This window comes from Mesorhizobium sp. M0145 (assembly GCF_040322355.1).
Lineage (GTDB): Bacteria > Pseudomonadota > Alphaproteobacteria > Rhizobiales > Rhizobiaceae > Mesorhizobium.
In genome coordinates this window covers 1-16,778 of record NZ_JAMYTK010000050.1, presented here as the reverse complement: position 1 = coordinate 16,778, position 16,778 = coordinate 1, and the positions used below count along the sequence as shown (strand labels likewise).

At 61.9% G+C, this 16,778-nt stretch carries 15 protein-coding genes and 2 pseudogenes; 13 read left to right on the top strand and 4 right to left on the bottom strand.

From position 1 onward, the window contains the following. The first annotated feature begins 171 nt into the window (after positions 1–171). The 11 genes and pseudogenes from NKJ28_RS32460 (at position 172) to NKJ28_RS32410 (ending at position 9,422) form a co-directional block, all read left to right on the top strand. Complete coding sequence (locus tag NKJ28_RS32460; RefSeq protein WP_352638523.1) at positions 172–1,134, top strand: ArdC family protein; 963 nt, start codon at positions 172–174, stop codon at positions 1,132–1,134. Continuing rightward, positions 1,131–1,334, top strand: coding sequence for a hypothetical protein (locus tag NKJ28_RS32455; protein WP_352549568.1), 204 nt, complete (start codon positions 1,131–1,133; stop codon positions 1,332–1,334). Before NKJ28_RS32460 ends, NKJ28_RS32455 begins: the two co-directional genes overlap by 4 nt. A gap of 14 nt (positions 1,335–1,348) precedes the next feature. Beyond that, a complete protein-coding gene (locus NKJ28_RS32450) occupies positions 1,349–1,768 on the top strand; it encodes a DUF2958 domain-containing protein (protein WP_352638522.1) in 420 nt (139 codons plus the stop codon). A gap of 79 nt (positions 1,769–1,847) precedes the next feature. Continuing rightward, on the top strand, positions 1,848–3,572 hold the full coding sequence (locus NKJ28_RS32445; RefSeq protein WP_352638521.1) for a ParB/RepB/Spo0J family partition protein: 1,725 nt from the start codon (positions 1,848–1,850) through the stop codon (positions 3,570–3,572). 543 nt (positions 3,573–4,115) lie between these two features. Then, entirely contained in the window at positions 4,116–4,439 is a 324-nt protein-coding gene (locus tag NKJ28_RS32440) for a DUF736 domain-containing protein (protein ID WP_023672372.1), read from the top strand. A 150-nt stretch (positions 4,440–4,589) separates the two neighbouring features. Beyond that, entirely contained in the window at positions 4,590–4,859 is a 270-nt protein-coding gene (locus NKJ28_RS32435; RefSeq protein ID WP_352638519.1) for a helix-turn-helix transcriptional regulator, read from the top strand. Further along, positions 4,856–5,404: a signal peptidase I gene (gene lepB / locus NKJ28_RS32430; protein WP_352638518.1), complete on the top strand. Its 549-nt coding sequence runs from the start codon at positions 4,856–4,858 to the stop codon at positions 5,402–5,404. The genes NKJ28_RS32435 and lepB overlap by 4 nt, the downstream gene beginning before the upstream one ends. Continuing rightward, entirely contained in the window at positions 5,392–6,078 is a 687-nt protein-coding gene (locus NKJ28_RS32425) for a lytic transglycosylase domain-containing protein (RefSeq protein ID WP_352638517.1), read from the top strand. Before lepB ends, NKJ28_RS32425 begins: the two co-directional genes overlap by 13 nt. A 184-nt stretch (positions 6,079–6,262) precedes the next feature. Then, the gene (gene rlxS / locus NKJ28_RS32420) at positions 6,263–8,233 is read left to right on the top strand and encodes a relaxase/mobilization nuclease RlxS (protein ID WP_352638516.1); all 1,971 of its coding nucleotides are present in this window, start codon (positions 6,263–6,265) and stop codon (positions 8,231–8,233) included. A 938-nt stretch (positions 8,234–9,171) separates the two neighbouring features. After that, positions 9,172–9,258, top strand: a pseudogene (locus NKJ28_RS32415) (SMC-Scp complex subunit ScpB); the annotation flags it as partial. 5 nt (positions 9,259–9,263) lie between these two features. After that, positions 9,264–9,422: a hypothetical protein gene (locus NKJ28_RS32410; RefSeq protein WP_352638525.1), complete on the top strand. Its 159-nt coding sequence runs from the start codon at positions 9,264–9,266 to the stop codon at positions 9,420–9,422. 213 nt (positions 9,423–9,635) lie between these two features. On the opposite strand, the gene NKJ28_RS32405 is transcribed toward NKJ28_RS32410, so the two are convergent. From NKJ28_RS32405 to NKJ28_RS32390, 4 genes are all read right to left on the bottom strand, one after another. Beyond that, the gene (locus NKJ28_RS32405) at positions 9,636–10,145 is read right to left on the bottom strand and encodes a GNAT family N-acetyltransferase (protein WP_352453588.1); all 510 of its coding nucleotides are present in this window, start codon (positions 10,143–10,145) and stop codon (positions 9,636–9,638) included. Further along, positions 10,146–10,430: a type II toxin-antitoxin system TacA family antitoxin gene (locus tag NKJ28_RS32400; RefSeq protein ID WP_352638514.1), complete on the bottom strand. Its 285-nt coding sequence runs from the start codon at positions 10,428–10,430 to the stop codon at positions 10,146–10,148. A gap of 538 nt (positions 10,431–10,968) precedes the next feature. Continuing rightward, complete coding sequence (locus NKJ28_RS32395) at positions 10,969–12,153, bottom strand: glycosyltransferase family 9 protein (protein WP_352638513.1); 1,185 nt, start codon at positions 12,151–12,153, stop codon at positions 10,969–10,971. Between the two features lie 582 nt (positions 12,154–12,735). Next, complete coding sequence (locus NKJ28_RS32390) at positions 12,736–14,802, bottom strand: carbamoyltransferase family protein (RefSeq protein WP_352638524.1); 2,067 nt, start codon at positions 14,800–14,802, stop codon at positions 12,736–12,738. 1,011 nt (positions 14,803–15,813) lie between these two features. On the opposite strand from NKJ28_RS32390, the pseudogene nadE reads away from it, so the two are divergent. Together nadE and NKJ28_RS32380 are read left to right on the top strand one after the other, a co-directional pair. After that, positions 15,814–16,145 (top strand): annotated as a pseudogene (nadE, locus tag NKJ28_RS32385) (NAD(+) synthase); the annotation flags it as partial. 404 nt (positions 16,146–16,549) lie between these two features. Further along, the coding region (locus NKJ28_RS32380) for a PAS domain-containing protein (protein WP_352638511.1) at positions 16,550–16,778 on the top strand (229 nt) is incomplete at its 3' end.

Here is a 16,778-nt window from a genome sequence, read left to right as displayed (position 1 = left end):
CTAGGCCCGCCGCGGCAGCCCGCAACCCTTCGCGTGCCGCTCAGGGTCCTCCTCTTCGTTCCGGTCCTTCGGATGCGGTCCGCCTCCCACGGCGGGCCTTTCCGGTCGCGACTCGCCGCCCACCCCGCTTCCGGGGAAAGGCGCGGCGATTGGCGAGCGGAGGATGAGACGATGCATGCAAACAGCAAGCGTTGTGCCAGCACAGAGGCTGGCGCAGGCAAGGGCGGGCGCCCCGGCGCCAGCCTTTATCAGGAGATCACCGATCGCATCATTGCCGAGCTGGAGCGCGGCACCGTGCCATGGGTCAAGCCATGGGGCAGCGCAAGGGCAGGCCTTGGCCTGCCGAGGAATGCATCCTCTGGGCGCACCTATTCCGGAATCAATATCCTCATCCTGTGGAGCGCGGTCATCGAGCGCAGCTATCCCAGCCAGAACTGGCTCACCTTCCGGCAGGCGCTCGTGCTTGGCGGCAATGTCAGGAAGGGCGAGCGCGGCACGACCATCGTGCATGCCGACCGCTTTGTCCCCAAGGACGAGAAGGAGCGCGCACGCCACGAGGGCGATGAACCACAGGCCGTGCCTTTTTTGAAGCGCTTCACCGTCTTCAATGTCGCGCAGTGCGATAATCTTCCGGAAGACCTCTATGCCGCCGCCGAGCCGCTGCCTCAGTGCGAGATCGTGCCGCAGGCCGAGACGCTCATTCGCGCCAGCGGTGCGGATTTCAGGGTCGGCGGCGATCGCGCTTTCTACATGCCGGGCAGCGACCACATTCAGGTGCCGCCGCAGCCGGCGTTCCATCACCAGATCGACTATTACCGGACCTGCTTTCACGAGCTTGGCCACTGGACCGGCCACCCGACGCGGCTTGCTCGCGACCTCTCCGGCTCGTTCGGCTCCAAGGCTTACGCGCGTGAAGAATTGGTCGCCGAAATCACTGCCGCCTTCGTCTGCAGCAATCTCGGTATCGAGCCGACCGTGCGTCATGCCGATTACATCGGCTCATGGCTGAAGGTGCTGCGCGAGGACAATCGCGCCATCTTCCGTGCCGCCAGTCTTGCTTCCAAGGCCGCCGATTTCCTGTTTGGCCTTCAGGCCGATGCCGAAGGCGAGGCGCAGGAAGGGATTGCGGCATGACGATGCGCGATCCTCAACTGACCGCGAGCGAGCCGACGCCGCAAGGCGAGCAGATGCTCATTCCCGGTGTCCGGCCGATCACCACGCGCGATCGGCTCACCCTCCTGATGGACGCGCCGATGTGTCCGCGCGCGGCGCAAAAGCCGCTCGATATCGGCCTCTTCGATGAAGCCAGCAGAAATCAACTCGACCTGTTCTGACAAGGAGTCTTTCCATGATCCTGATCACCGATCCACTGCGCGCACGACTGCTCGCCAATGGCGCCGCCGAGGCCGACATCGACCATTTTCCCGTTGTGAAACTGTTTAATCCCCCAGGTGCCGCGACGTGGCTTTTGACCGAACTCGACGCCGATGGCGACACGCTGTTCGGCCTTTGCGATCTCGGCTTCGGCTTCCCCGAACTCGGCAGCGTCAGTCTGGCCGAGCTTGCATCCGTAAAAGGTCCGCTTGGCCTCGGCATAGAGCGCGACCTGCATTTCCAGGCGCGCTTTCCGCTCTCCGTCTATGCCGAAGCCGCTCGCATTTGCGGCCACATCACCGAGGCCGAGCGACTTCTGCGGCAGGCAGCAGACGCCCTTTCAAAGCCCCATTCCGAGCTTCCGCCCGACACGGCGGAACAGCAGCGCCGATAGGCGCAAAAACCGTCCCGCCGCGCCGGCCTTCGGCCTCTGCGGCGGGGACAACCTCAACCAAAGCGAAAGGAGAGTAACCATGCAGCTTGCCCACATTCCCTTGGATCAGCTCAACATTTCCGCGCTCAACATGCGCCATGGAAAACGCGCGCCCGACATATCCGACATCCTGCCCTCCGTGCGTGCGCGCGGCGTGCTGGTGCCTCTCCTTGTGCGGCCGAACGGCCAGCCGGAAACCTTCGAGATCGTCGCCGGCAGGCGGCGCTATTTCGCCGCGAAATCGCTTGCCGACGAGCGCGGCGAAGGCGATCCCTTGCCCTGCGCCATCATGGAGGACGGTGATGACGCCGATGCGCTGGAAGCTTCGCTGATCGAAAACCTCGCCCGCCTCGATCCTGACGAAGTATCGCAATGGGAGACGTTTTCGCGGCTCGTCAGGCAAGGCCGCACCGTTCCCGATATCGCTGCGACCTTCGGCATCACTGACCTGAAGGTCAAACGCATTCTGGCACTTGGCGACCTCTTGCCCAAAATCCGCGAAGCCTACCGGCGCGAGGAGATCGATACCGAGACGGTGCGCCATCTCACCATGGCGTCCAAGGCGCAGCAGAAGGACTGGCTGGCACTCTGTGCCGATCCCGATCAATACGCGCCGCGTGGCTTTCAATTGAAGCAATGGCTGTTCGGCGGCCAGTCGATTTCCACCAAGGTGGCGCTGTTTGCCATCGACGAATATCCCGGCCTGATCACCTCGGACCTGTTCGGCGAGGACAGCTATTTCGCCGATGCCGACCTGTTCTGGCAAAAGCAGAACGAAGCGATTGCTGCCAGACGCGACACCTATCTCAACGACGGCTGGAGCGAGGTGGTGCTGCTGGAACCGGGCCAGTATTTCCACCCATGGGACCACGAGAAGACGCCGAAGAAGAAGGGCGGCAAGGTCTTCATCGCGGTCACGTATCGCGGCGAGGTCGAGTGTCACGAGGGCTGGCTGTCACGCAAGGAAGCCCGCCGCGCCCGCGAGGGCGGTGAGCAAGAAGAAACAGCCGCCAAGCCGCCGCGCCCTGAAGTCACCGGCCCGATGCAGAACTATGTCGATCTGCATCGCCATGCCGCTGTGCGCGCGGCCATGCTCGACCATCCCGCCGTGGCGCTGCGCCTCGTGGTGGCGCACGCCATCACCGGTTCCGGCCTGTGGCAGGTGCGCCGTGAGCCACAGCGCGCAGTCAACGAAACGGTGACTGCCAGCCTTGCCGGCTGCAAGGCCGAAGCTGCATTCGGCAAAAAGCGGCGCGAGGTGTTGGCCCTGCTCGGATCACCGGATGAGGATGGTGGCGTGGTCGCCGGCGGCAATGGCGACGCCTTTGCTATCGCCGGCGTCTTCGCGCGCCTCTTGGCGCTCTGCGACGACGATGTCATGCGCGTTCTCACCCTTGTCATGGCCGATACGCTTGCAGCCGGCAGCGCCGTCATCGAGGCGCTCGGCAACCATCTGAATGTCGATATGGGCGCATGGTGGCAACCGGACGACGCTTTCTTCGACCTCTTGCGCGACAAGGAAATCGCCAATTCGATGCTGGCCGAGGTCGGCGGCAAGCTGGTCGCGGACGGCAATGTCGCCGAGAAGGTCAAGACGCAAAAGAAGATCATCCGCGACTTCCTGGCGGGCGAGAATGGCCGCCAGAAGGTCGAGGCCTGGCTGCCGCGCTGGATGGAATTCCCAGCCGAAAGCTACACCAGCCGCGGCGGCTTCCGCACCGCCGATCAGTGGGCACAAATGCAGCCGCTGTTCGTGCGCGAATGAACCGATCAGCCTCAAGCGGCGGTTCTCTCGAGTGCCGCCGCTCAGGTCGCGCGCGCCGCTCCGGGCCGCGTCGGCTGCCGATTGGTCGTCTTGTCGAGCCAGTGCCTTGCGCGAGAAATCCCGACGCCAACTCGCCCCCATTTCGGCAGCCCTGCACCGCGCCGGGTTGCTTGCCGAGGCGCTCCGCGCATGGGCCAATTACTGATCCGGTTGCCGACAGAGCCCCCGCAGCCAGCGCCCTGTAATGCCGCCTGCTCGTTGTGCCGCCGATCGCGCCACCTGTCTCCATGTGTCTCAGGGACCATTCCCCTGCGGCTGGCTTGACGACCTATGGGCGGATCCGGCCCGCCCGAAACCCTCGCCAGCAGCTTTTTTCCCCGCCGCCTGCGGCGGCTTCCTCGCGCCGCTTCGCTTCAAAAAAGCTGCCCGCTCGGGTCCTCCGCTATCGCTGCGGCCGTCCCGGTTCCGGCGGTCCGGACGCGCCCATCACGGTCCACCATCGCAGGGGAATGGTCCCCGGCGAGCACCAAAAGGAGACTAAAAATGACCGCGATCGGATACGTCACCAAACAGGAAAACGGCGGCTACAAGGGCCAGCTCAAGACGCTCAGCGTGCGCGCCGACATCGACATCGTGCCCAATCAGGCAAAGAGCGCCGACACCCATCCCGACTTTCGGGTGCTGACGCAAGGGGTCGAAGTAGGGGCCGGCTGGATCCGCACCGGCGAGACCTCCGGCAAGGACTATGTGAGCCTGTCGATTGCCGCCCCGGAGTTCGGCCCGCGCAAGCTCTACGCCAATCTCGGCCGCGCCGCCGGCCAGGATGACGACGACACATACGCCATCATCTGGAACCCGGTCGACTGAACCGCCAGCCTCGAGCCCCGCGCCGCAACCGGCGCGGGGCTCTTTCGGGAGGGGGCGGCGAAAACTCGCCCCCCACTCTTCGCCCGTCCCCAAAACGATCTCGCTCGCCGATCCTCGCCTTCGCTTGTCCGTAACGAAACGAGGATCATCATGGACGAAGAAAACGAACGCGCGGCCCGCGCGAAGAAGGGCAGTCCGTTTCTCAACACCGCGCAGGCCGCCTTCTATATCGGGCTATCCCAGCGCACGCTGGAGAAGATGCGGCTCAAGGGCGGTGGCCCGCAATTCCGCAAGCACGGCCGCTATGTCCGCTATCACATCGACGAGCTCGACGACTGGTCGAAGGGACGCGCGCAGGAGACCAGGCCCGAGGATGGCGGGCACAATTCCGGCTCGGCCGGTGAGGGAGGCCGCTCATGAGCCGGCGTCCCACTATCCGTCTGATCGGCAGCCATCTGCGGCGCATTCGGGCGCGCAAGACGATCGCCGTGGCCACAATAGGCCTCAGCCTGATCGGCTTCGCCGCTTTCGACAACCCATCGCCCTGGCTGGTCTGGAACGCCTCGGCCAGTGCGCCGGTCGGCCTCTATCGCGTCGCGTCCGGATCGCCGGCTCGTGGCGATCTCGTGCTCGTCCGCCCGCCAAAACCGGTCGCCGATCTCGCCGCCGAACGCTTCTATCTGCCCAGCAATGTGCCGCTGGTCAAGCGCCTTGCCGCGCTGCCTGGCGAGCATGTCTGCGCCTTCGGCGACGCCATCATCATCGGCGGCGAGATCGTCGCGCGCCGGCTGGCAACCGACACGCAGCACCGTCCGCTATCTTGGTGGAATGCCTGCCGCAAGCTCGCCGCCGACGAGTTTTTCCTGCTCGGCAACGATAGAAACCGCTCCTTCGACAGCCGCTATTTCGGGCCGGTGCCGGCCGAAAATATTGCCGGGAGGCTCGTGCCGCTATGGACCGAGTAACCCTCCTGATGCTCGGCATGGTCGCGATAGCGCCATGCGCCTGTTCCGCCGCGACCGACGCTCAGCCGGCCGCCATCTCCCGTGGTCCGCAGCTCCAACGATGGCAGCACTTGATAGCCGAAGCAAGCCGGCGTTTCAGCATTCCACAGCCCTGGATTTATGCCGTCATGGATGCCGAAAGCCGGGGGCAGACAATGCTGGACGGGCGGCCGATCGCCTCACACGCCGGCGCCATTGGCCTCATGCAGGTGATGCCCGGCACCTACGAGGAGATGCGCGCAGAGTTTGGCCTGGGGGCCGATCCGCACGACCCTCGCGACAACATTCTGGCAGGCACTGCCTATCTGCACGCCATGTATGACCGCTTCGGCTTTCCCGGCCTGTTTGCCGCCTATAACGCTGGGCCGGACCGCTACGAACAGCATTTGCAGCGTGGGCGACCGCTGCCCAGCGAGACGGTTTCGTATCTGGAAGAGCTCAAGGCTGCGGGGATTTCGGCCGCCGACATGGACGCGTTCACCGGCAAATCCCGTTCCGGAAAAGCGCCGGAAATCCCGTCCGGGCAGTCGCTGTTTTTCCTGCGAAACGGTGTTTCCGCGACCGATCCGAATGGCCAAATTGTGGTGCCGCTCGGATCGGAGCGAGCAAGGTCAGGCCGGCCGGATCGCAGGTGAGGGCAGGGGTACCGTGGGTCGGGCGGGGCAGGGAGGCAGGTCCGGGAAGGCAAGATAAAGGCATCGCCTCCTGGAGGCGGCGAAGTCTTTGTCTGCACATCGTTTTTCATGGAGGCTGCCTTCAGCGTCAGGAGAGCTTCTGCCGACAAAGCTTTGATTCTCCTAAAGATTGCTAGGAGGCTCAATGCAGGATGAAGAGTTCAAGCCGAGCCTGGGCAAAATCGGATCGCGCGGCTCGAAGGCAGGCAAGCGTTTCGCCGGCCAGATCCGCGCCGCGATCAACCGAGCCGGCGGCGGCAGCGGTCGCCGTGGCCGCTTCATCGGAAGCCGGGCGGGGCGCGGCGGGGCTGCTGCCGCCGTTCTCAGAGCGCGCGACCCCCACGCGGCGTTTCGGCAGCGGCGCGCCGTCGTCAAGGCGCGTATCGTCAAGCTGGCCGGCAAGGGTGTTGACGGGGCACGTGCACACCTTCGCTACCTCCAGCGCGACGGCGTCACCCGCGAAGGCGAGCCTGGCGAGCTCTATAGCGCCGACAGCGACCGCGTTGATGGCAAGGCCTTCATCGATCGTGCCGATGGCGACCGGCATCAGTTCCGCTTCATCGTCGCACCTGAAGACGGCATCGAGTATGACGACCTCAAGCCGCTCACGCGGCGCCTCATGGCGCAGATGCAAGAAGACCTCGGCACAAAGCTCGACTGGGTCGCTGTCGATCATTTCAACACTGGTCATCCGCATACCCATATTATAGTCCGCGGCAAGGATGACCGCGGCGAAAATCTTGTCATCGCGCGAGACTACATCTCGTCTGGAATCCGTGAACGGGCGGCCGAGCTGGTCAGCCTCGACCTTGGCCCGAGAACGGACCGCGAGATCGAGCAACGCCTGCGCCAGGAAATGGAGCGGGAACGCTTCACCAGCATCGATCGGCAGCTGCTCCGCATGCGCGACCATGAGGGGCATGTCTCACCGGCCAGCCGAGACACGTTTCGCCAGACGCTGCACCAGGGCCGCCTGCGCAAGCTCGAGCGGATGGGTCTGGCTGAGGAAGTCGGCTCGGGCCGCTGGCGCCTTGATGGCGAGCTTGAAGCGACGCTGCGCCGCATCGGCGAGCGGGGCGACATCATCAAGACCATGCACCGCGAACTGACCGGCAAGGGGCTCGCCCGCAGTGCCGCCGACTATGTTATCCATGATCGATCTGCAGAGCAGATGCAGCCTGTCGTCGGCCGCATCGTTGCGCGCGGCCTGGCCGACGAAATCACTGACCGCCATTACCTCGTCGTCGACGGCGTGGACGGCAAAAGCCACTATGTTGATATCGGCAAAGGCGAGGCCACCCAACCGACGCCAGAGCGCTGCATAGTGCGGGTCACGCCGAGGGACACCGGGCCAAGGCAAGTCGACCGCACAATTGCCGAGATCGCCACGGCCCATGACGGGCGCTACAGCATCGATATCCATCTCAAGCATGACCCGTCGGCCACCGAACGCTTTGCCGAAACGCACGTGCGGCGACTGGAGGCGATCCGCCGGGCGACCGGTGGTGTCGAGCGCGAGCCGGACGGTACATGGATCGTCGCACCGGATCATCTCGACCGTGTGTCTGACTACGAGCGTCAGCGGGCCGGGGCCGAGCCTGTCACGGTTGACAAGCTCTCATCGACGCCGCTGGAGAGACAAGTCAGGTTCGACGGCGCCACCTGGATCGACCAGGAGCTCGTATCAGCTCATCCTGAGCCCTTGCGTGACTCTGGCTTCGGTCGCGAAGTACGTCAGGTCCAGGCCCGTCGACAGCAGTGGCTGATCGCGCAAGGTCTCGCGCATGAAGCGCAGGATCGGGTCATCTATCGCGCGAACATGCTTTCGATGCTGCGCCAACGCGAGTTGAACCGCGTGGCCGGTCAACTGTCTGACGAACTCGGACTCTCGTATTCCGAAGCGCAGCCTGGTGATCGAATAGAGGGTCGATTGCGCCGCTCGATCGACCTTGCCAGCGGCAAATACGTCATAGTCGAGAAGGCGCGCGAGTTCACGCTGGTACCATGGAGGCCAGTGCTTGATCGGCATATTGGCAAGGAGGTGTCTGGTGTCATGGGTGGGGAGGGGATTTCATGGACCATCGGCCGGCAGAGAAGCGGACCAAGCATTTCGTGACATGGCTACACAACTTCTTTTGCCCGCGTTGAAACGGGTACTCAGTCCGGACGGGGTTCGCCTGCTGGTTGCCCGCGGCATGGAATTGGCGAGGGATAAATGGCTGGTCGTGCAAGACTTATCGTTCGCTCTACAAAAGCGCCGCGATCATCCATCGTGTTCCATGGTTCTGAGCCAAAACCCTCGTGCGCCACCACGGCACTCTTCCCGGTGCCACGGAAGCCGCGCCGACGACGGCGGTGCCGGCCTGGTTGCGCAGGGTTGCCCCCGACCCAAACAGTTGCGGCGCATTGAGGACATTGCAACACTGCCGGTCCGGCCATCGGCGCGCTCAATGCGATGGTCCGCCAGCTAGAGAGGTGGGCTGGCGCCTGGTGACAGCGCCTAGGGGCTTTCGGCGGCCGCGGTACGGCGAAGCAGGCTCGCGGCGTCGAGGATGAAGCCGCACTTCGCGATGTTCTTCTGGTCACACGACCGGGAGACGAGGTCGGCGCCGCGGGCCGGATGCTATTGGCCGGGCGTGAACTGGCAGCCCATCCCGCTGAGCCCGTGACGACGAGGCGGTCAGCGACCTGGCCGGACGAGCTTCGGCAGCTTTCCGCTGCGGCATGGTGACCGGCGCGATCATGGCCGCCGAATGAGATCGCTTCGAACGCACCGTCGGATGCTGGCTCGCCGACGCTTTACTGGCGCAGCGCCTGGGAGGGGCAATGCGGTGCCGCTACTGGGCACCGAGGCAGCTTTGGGCATGAGACCCGATCAATCGCGCCGGGCCGCGACGGTCATTGCGGCATCTGGAGTCGAGGCCGGGTCAGACCGGGGGGAAAACTGCTCGTCGCGTAGGAGCCCCGCGTTGCGCGCCGTCGATCTTTCCGCCCAACTCGGCGCCGCGCGGACCGGGGCTTGCCATTGCCCCGAAACTGAGGCCAAGGCGACGGACCCGCCCTGCGTATACCGACGCCCGCCGCGCCGCCGTCGGCGGAAACGAGCGAGCCGTGGACCTCACACAATCTGAGGTGCTGGTGGCCGCATGGAAGACCCCGACATGTTTGTAGCCGTAGCCCGCGAGCAGGCCTTGCGCCTCGGCATCGGCTCCAGACGCGTCGCCAATAAGCACGCCGTGCACGGCAACAACGATTGGGCGGATCCGAGCGATGGCAGGTTCCGGCAGCTCAAATATCTCGCGTGAACCCCCTATGAAAATCATCGACATCATGACTTTCCCTTCTCTCCAGGGCTCCCTCGCTCTGACCGCCGTCTCCCTCTGGCCCTGCGTGAGGGGTCACCCGAACGCCGAGACGGCGAAGCCGGCTCGGGGAGCGACAGACGCCGCAACTAGAGCCCGGTTGGCGGCAGGCCGGCGCGCAGACCTGCCGCTTCCGGAGGCGCTACGCGCGCGGAGCTAGTGGCCTTTGTCGGCCAGCCAGAGGCTCACGTCCTGGATCGAGCGCATGAGCACCGACGGATTGTCCCGCGCGGGAATGAAGCCCCAGCTCTGCCAGTAGCGCTCTGCCTCGGCGTCGATCGCCCGCACCACCACCGCGCGACCGCCGACGATATCGGCGCCGGCGACGCAGCGATACAGCGCGTCCTTGACCAAGCCGCTACCGACGCCTTGTCCGGCATAGCGGTGGTCGACGGCGAGTTGTCCGATCAGCAGGCAGGGGATCGGATCGGGCGGGCGTCCGGTGCGGATGGCGCGCGGTGCGCTATTTGGCTGGATCACGCCCGGCGCGAGGCCGTAATACCCGACGACTGTTCCCTCGTCGTGAACGACCAGGACGCGGGTAAACCCGCGGGCCTGGTTCGTTCGCGCGAAGCCGGCCAGCCAAGCATTGAGCGCCGGCTTGCCGCAATCGAAGCTGTCGAGGCGGTGTGCGTGGTCGAGGAGTTCGATGCCTGAAAGCGCCACCTAGCGGTCCCAGGGCGGGGACCGACGCAGCCGCTCGGCCGCCTTCGCCGGGGGCGCAGCGGCCGGGGCTGAGATCGCCTGCATGAAGGCGGCATAGGCTTCCGGGGACACGCGGATGACGGTTTCGTTGAGGATGGCCGCCTGCGCCTCGTGCAGCGCGGCGCGCCGCATGAACTCCGTGCGCGACAGGCCGAGCAGCTCCGCGCCGCGGTCGATGATGGTGAGATCATCGTCGCGAAACCGCATCGAGACGGGTGCTTCCTTCCTGGTGGGTGTGGTGGCCATGGCGCGCTCCTGTGCTGCGGACCTATATACGTTAGTGTAACGCGGAACGCAATACTACGTTCCCTGACGACGTCTCGTGGCGGATGGTCTCAGGATTTCTCGCCGCATCGGTTCTTCTCGGCTTCTCGCCCCAGTCGCCATTGCCGCAACCCAGAGCAAGGTGGCTTTGGTCAGCTCCGGCGGATCAATTACGGCTTAGGAAGCGCATTTGTTTTTGGCGGCCGGATGAGCGGGTCCAGAAGCGAAGTCGCTGCCATGACTGTCGCCGGACGAGCCCCGGCTATCCCGAACCTGATGAACATCTGACGCGATGGCGACTTTCGGGCCGTCACGCCACAAAGGAGGAACGGCTATGAAGGCTGGGCGGCGGCACTTTCATTCTCAGGCGCCGCTCTATGCCACCTGTCGGCCAATGTGACATCGCCACTGCGGTCCTTCGAACAAGTCGATTCGATTCTGAATTTCGGCCTTTAGATGATTGTAGCGATTGAATCAGCGACAAGGGCTGGGCAATCGCGGTTGTGGTGACCGCGAGCCACTAAGCTTGTGCCGTACCCTTACAATGACTCATCAAGGCGTTTACCTCGGCAATCACGAGATCCGGCGTGATGTCGAACTTGCATCGGACTTTGACCGGACAATGCCGCACTTGGTCCAGACCACATCCGCGACATTCAATAACACTCATAAGCATGCTGACCAAGGGACCTCGAAACCCCCAAATCTCCGGTAGATGTGACGCCGTGAAAATGCCGATAGTAGGGCGGCCAAGCTGGGCAGCGACATGGCCGGTGCCTGAATTGTTCGAAACGACGAGCGCGGCCGAATTCACGAGACAATTGAATTCCAATTCTGACAAGTCGACAGCCGTCCGAATGTTCGCGGCTCCACGTTCCCTAGCTATCTTCGCAACCTCCTCAAGCGCTTCCAGGCATTCGCCACGGCCAACGAGGACCACCTCACCACGGGTCGCAAGAGCAGCGACAACTTTGCCAAAACTTTCAATCGGCCAATCTCGCAGGCTGGAATTGGAGAACGGAGCCACGACAATCGGGGCATTGCCTGTAGTCGAATTCTGTGGGTGACCCGCTCCGCTTTCGAAATAGGCAGCTGCCTTTGCGACCAGAAAGAGGAGGATTTCTGACACATGCTGGAGACGCACCTGCTTACGGTCAATGAACCAATCAAGCCATCTACGGGGGATTGTGTTAGCAAGCCCTATTTTTTGGACCAGCTTGTAGAAAATGGTTCTGCGTAGTTTCAGATTGAATGGCGCTATCGCAATATCGATCTGATGCATGCTGTACGGATCAACTATCGCCGCACGGTGCCTGGCGGGGACTTCAAGCAAGATGGGCCTTGTTTCTTCCGGAACACGCATATCAATGGCAAGATCAAACTCGCCGGTCAGCAGCGGCCTTATGTCGGCGGCTTCTTTGCGCGTTTTGACTTTTGGGTTGCGAGGAAAAAAGTCAAAAGCAATGTGATCGTCGGCGAGGTCGAACTGTTTTGCAGTAGCGATGTTCCAGCTTCCCACCACCAGCGTAATGTGGGCATGCGCAAAACGCTGACGAAGGTCCTTTAGGGGCCCTAGAGACATCCAAAAGTCGCCGACATGATCAAGCTTGAGGACCAAAATTCTCATCCTTGCGCTTGACTGTTCCGGCTCTTCCCAGCTGCGGTATATAATTTGATTGCCGTCGTGCTTTGTAAAATATGCCATTGCCATTCCGAAGATTATACGGTCAACACTGATAGCCCAGTGACGCGTGTGTAGGGTTGGAGTGCTCCCCACTTGTCCGCGTCTCCGCAAGAATTCTGCCATCAGATCCAAGCCGCGCTCCAGCAGGAGCTGTCGGGCGAAGTCTGCATCTCTAGCGGTGGTAGCGCGCCAAGAAGCCAGCTATGTCCCGACCCGCAATGTGAAGGGCTTCGTCACGGTCTTGCATGCAGTGAGTTCGAGAAACGCCGAGTAGACGGCGTTCGCCAAGCCGCCGTCCCCAGATCTCGAGCATAACGGCAGTGGCCTCGCTCTTTGGTCGATGCTGATCCTGAATGAGACCGTCGCCGCCAGCGACGACATCGCCGGCCGGATTGACTGTCTCCGGCACGCCCTGTCGCTGTGGTCCCGCATCATGGTGGTTACAAAGGACCCGCCGCAGGCGCTTTTTTCTGCGCGTCCGGGTCGTCCAACATGAAGTGGACGAATCAACCCTGTGATGAAGTCGACCGCCAGCCAGGGGTTAGGTGGCAGGCGGCGTCGATGAACACCTTTATTCGCCGAGCTTGGATAGCGGCATCCCTATCACGCTGAGAGCCTGTTATGCTGGTCCAGCGTTTGATCGCAGTCTTGATCCATGCGAGCAGCTTGTGAGGGATGCAACCGAACGAGGCGCTGCTCCCACAGTCGTCGCAGGCCCTCCATCACAGCGTCACGCTTACCCTGATCCGGCGCAATTGTATTGAGGAGATCTCCCAACATGGCTTCGCCCTCAATCCGCATCAGCAGATTAAACAAGTCGTGTGAAATTCGTACACTGTCACTGCTGAAGTGGGTCGTGCTGATCTCGCAGTGAGTCTCCCGACGATCTGGCGCTTTGTAAGCGCGGGTTTGATGGAGGGACACATAGGGCGGCAACGAAACCGCAAGCGCAGTCCAATCCTGCAGCGTTGCAGCCCGCTTTTTTACCAGGAAGGGCCCGACCACAAGTCCATCCAGCTCTGTCGTCAGAAAGGTGGCAATCGCGTCTGCAACCGAATCCACGATCGGTTCGGCATTGTTGTTAAAGGACGTATTGAGCAGAATTGGAGTGCCTGTGCGCTTCTTGAACGCATTGATGACCTCCCAGTACGCGGGATTGGCGTTGCGCGATACTGTTTGGAGGCGAGCGGTACCGTCGACGTGCGTGATGGCACCGAGCAAGGCGCGCTTTGAGTCACGCACGCGAACGACGAAATTCATGAATGGAAATTCGTGCCTACCGTCCGGGAGGTCGAAAAATTCGCTCGCATCCTCCTCCAGCACAGATGGCGCGAAGGGCCGATAGCCTTCGCGCTTCTTGACCATCGCATTGATCCGGTCCTTGTTTGCGGCGGGCCGAGGGTCGGCAAGAATGCTGCGGTTGCCCAGCGCACGTGGCCCAAACTCCGAACGACCCTGCACCCAGCCGATCACGGCGCCGTTGGCGATCCAGTCGGCTGCACTGCTTGCCACGTCATCAGAGCGTTCAACCTCGAGATGTCCGGCCCATGCATTCAGTTCCTGTTGCACGGCGCGCTCGCTCCCGAGATCAGGACCCCAATAGACCTCCTGCAGTCGCTCACACGGCGCGGGGCGGCCCATCTCGTTAGAGACTATCAGCGCAGCTCCCAATGCGCAGCCAGCGTCGTGAGACGCGGGTTGCACGAAAATGTCTTCGAAAAGCCCTGAATACAGCAGCTTACCGTTCATCGTGCAGTTGTGGGCCACCCCCCCCGCCAGGCACAACCGCTTCATGCCGGTGGCCTCACGGTGATGCCGGAGAATGTGGAACACGATCCGCTCAAGCGCTTCCTGCAGTGACGCACTCACATCTCGATGCTGCTGGGTGAAGGGCATTCCCTTTCGCCTGACCTCGATATTGCGGAGCAACGCCGGACCGATGCGGTCGAGGTGAACACGGTAGCCACCGCCGTTGGCGGAGAGCTCGTAGAACTGCTCGAAGAGCTCGCGATAGGGAGCGGGGTCGCCGTAGGGCGCGAGTCCCATTACCTTATACTCGTCGAACAAGCCGTAGCCGAGATAGCGGATCGTCTCGAGATAAAACAGCCCAAGAGAATTGTTCTCGGGGAAAGCCTCGAGTTGCGTAATTTCTGTGCCAGACCCTACCGCCAAGAGGCCCGATAGGAAATCACCAGAGCCATCAATCGCTAGAATGAGACTTTGTTCGAAGCCCGACATTGCAAAGGCGCTCACGGCGTGCGCCTGATGATGACTTACGAATGAAATACGCGAACTGTCCAACTTAGTGCCGAACTCACGCGTTAACAGATCCTGCACCAACGTTTTAGCATCCAACGGAATGGAGAGAATGTCCGGGTGGGATGCGGACATACCTTCAAGCATGGCGTTGGCATAGGGCTCGCTGGCGTAGAGCGCGACACGATCAATGTCGTTGAGCTGAACCCCCGCCGCTGACAGACAGTATTGAATCGAACGAATTGGGAGCTTGTTGGAGTGTTTCATCCGATTGAGGCGTTCCTCTTCGACGGCTGCTATCACCCGTCCGTCTCGGACGAGCACCGCGGCGCCATCGTGCATAAAGGCGTTCCGAAGCTCGAATCGGTTTTCATGGACTTGGTCAAGTCCGCCGCTAATTCCTAGACACAGCATTTCTTTCTCCACATAGTGACGGGCAAGCCAAATTGGCCTGCCTCAGACCGTTTCCAACTAAATAGGCCGCGTTGTCGCTTGCAGCTGCAACCGCCTGTCAGGCATCACCGGCATCAAAGAACGCCTCATAAGGGTCCGCCTGAATCAACATGAGATGCTTCGATCGTGCGCCTGCCGTTCCATGACGCCGAGAGCTTGGCTGGATCATCGAATCTTGAGCGGCTGCTGACTTGCATGCCGGCGATGCCGTTTTCATCTGCAGCACGAACTTGTGACGCGGGCTGCCTATATCCTTGCGAAGGGGCGGCTGTTGACGAATAATGCCGCGCCGTGAACTGGCCCGATTTCATTCCCCGAAAGACCGTCGCACAGGCGACTGACATGTGCTGCACTGTCCGCCTGCTTCCCGGTCGCACATCCGATAACGCCTTCGCTTGTGCAGGAGGCCGCATCGCGTCATTCGTCGGCCAAACATGGCACCGACTGGAAGCCCGGCAATACCGCGTAGATGTAAAGTGCGCTGATGTTGTATGGTAGCGCTGCCGGCCGGGTCTCCAATCCGCTGCCCAAACGAGCGGACTGCCTGCGGCAAAAGCCCGCCACAAGCAGAATCGCGCTGGGCAGCTGGCTCGCCTGCAAGACTTCGCAGCTCAGGAACATTGGGGACGACTAGCGTCGAACCGCCGACATGATCGGCCAGTTGCAACTCACTTCTCGGCACGACCTCCACTGCACGTCAGGGCGCATGGAAGATTTTCTCCTTTGGATGGGTGACCGGTGCGGACGTGCTTTTGTCCATGCAAGATTTCCGAAGAGTTATGAAATCGTTTGTTTCGATCAAAGTCATCCACGCTATGAATAGCTGCCGGACATGCGCTTCAAAGGGGCTTCAGGCTTCCCGGATGGCTACTCCGATTCGAAGCGCGTGGCATTCCATGCGCTCTATGACAACATTTTTCAGCAAAGGGTATGAGAGCAAACCCATACTTCTTTTTCAGAAGTCGCTTCGAAGCAGCCGAGGCCTTGATGGGCTTCTTCACCAAGTTCGGCGATGGTGCCGCAGACATTCTTCCTCTTTCCGGGCTGAACAAGCGCAGAGTTCGCGCCTTGGCAGTGTGTCTGGGCGCTCCGTCTGATCTTGTTGAAAAGATCCCGACCGCCGACCTGGAGAACCTCGTCCCGGTCTCACATACGATGAGATTGACGACTTCCTCGAAGGCCAAGAGATCAACGAAGCGGCGCACAGGCGTATACTTCATGCGCATTCCAGCACAGCCCATAAGCGAGCGCTTCCCGTCACAACGATTGCCATGACGGGTTCGATATTTAGGCATCGGCAATAGCGTCTCAACATACACGATCGATGGGCTTGCCGCAGTTAGGCAGCTAGCGGCCTGAATTACCGCTGGAGCGAAGCGCTGCTCTTTCAGCCCGCATGTGGTCATGAGGTTGACAGTGTCGGCACGTATCGTCGAGGCCGGCACGCGAACTCATTCTCCCTGAATGCCTGCTCTATCGATCTTCCGCAGCGTACCCACTTGACCGGTCGCTTCGACATTCCAGGCACCTGGATTGTAGCCGATCCTTGCCGCTCTCCTTCGGCCGGTCGCAATGCTAGACGTGCGGCCGTTACGCGATGCAGGGCTGGTTGTCAGATGCGCGATGCAAAACGTGAGATGCAGCTCCAGTTTTAGCGATGGCAGGCGCGCCGCATTGTTGATATCATCCGCACAGAACAGGCGCGCAAATGACATCGGATTCAGAGAAGGCTGAGGCGGTCGAGCAGTTGCTTGATACACCTGACCTTGCAACAGCACTCGAAAGCGAACAGTTCAAGAAATTCCTCGACCAGGTGCCGATCGCCATAGCTGTTTCGGACCTTACCGGTGAAGAGCGCGTAGTCTACGCCAACCCGGAATTCGAGAAACTGTCAGGCCTGACGGCCGCCAGGCTCACACGAGCAAACTGGGCAGCCC

Coding starts and splice junctions, on each gene's coding strand:
- NKJ28_RS32460 (WP_352638523.1), top strand. CDS start 172: ATGCATGCAAACAGCAAGCGTTGTGCCAGCACAGAGGCTGGCGCAGGC.
- NKJ28_RS32410 (WP_352638525.1), top strand. CDS start 9,264: ATGGAAGACCCCGACATGTTTGTAGCCGTAGCCCGCGAGCAGGCCTTG.
- NKJ28_RS32400 (WP_352638514.1), bottom strand. CDS start 10,430: ATGGCCACCACACCCACCAGGAAGGAAGCACCCGTCTCGATGCGGTTT.
- NKJ28_RS32450 (WP_352638522.1), top strand. CDS start 1,349: ATGATCCTGATCACCGATCCACTGCGCGCACGACTGCTCGCCAATGGC.
- NKJ28_RS32455 (WP_352549568.1), top strand. CDS start 1,131: ATGACGATGCGCGATCCTCAACTGACCGCGAGCGAGCCGACGCCGCAA.
- NKJ28_RS32435 (WP_352638519.1), top strand. CDS start 4,590: ATGGACGAAGAAAACGAACGCGCGGCCCGCGCGAAGAAGGGCAGTCCG.
- NKJ28_RS32390 (WP_352638524.1), bottom strand. CDS start 14,802: ATGCTGTGTCTAGGAATTAGCGGCGGACTTGACCAAGTCCATGAAAAC.
- NKJ28_RS32395 (WP_352638513.1), bottom strand. CDS start 12,153: ATGGCATATTTTACAAAGCACGACGGCAATCAAATTATATACCGCAGC.
- lepB (WP_352638518.1), top strand. CDS start 4,856: ATGAGCCGGCGTCCCACTATCCGTCTGATCGGCAGCCATCTGCGGCGC.
- NKJ28_RS32445 (WP_352638521.1), top strand. CDS start 1,848: ATGCAGCTTGCCCACATTCCCTTGGATCAGCTCAACATTTCCGCGCTC.
- rlxS (WP_352638516.1), top strand. CDS start 6,263: ATGCAGGATGAAGAGTTCAAGCCGAGCCTGGGCAAAATCGGATCGCGC.
- NKJ28_RS32440 (WP_023672372.1), top strand. CDS start 4,116: ATGACCGCGATCGGATACGTCACCAAACAGGAAAACGGCGGCTACAAG.
- NKJ28_RS32425 (WP_352638517.1), top strand. CDS start 5,392: ATGGACCGAGTAACCCTCCTGATGCTCGGCATGGTCGCGATAGCGCCA.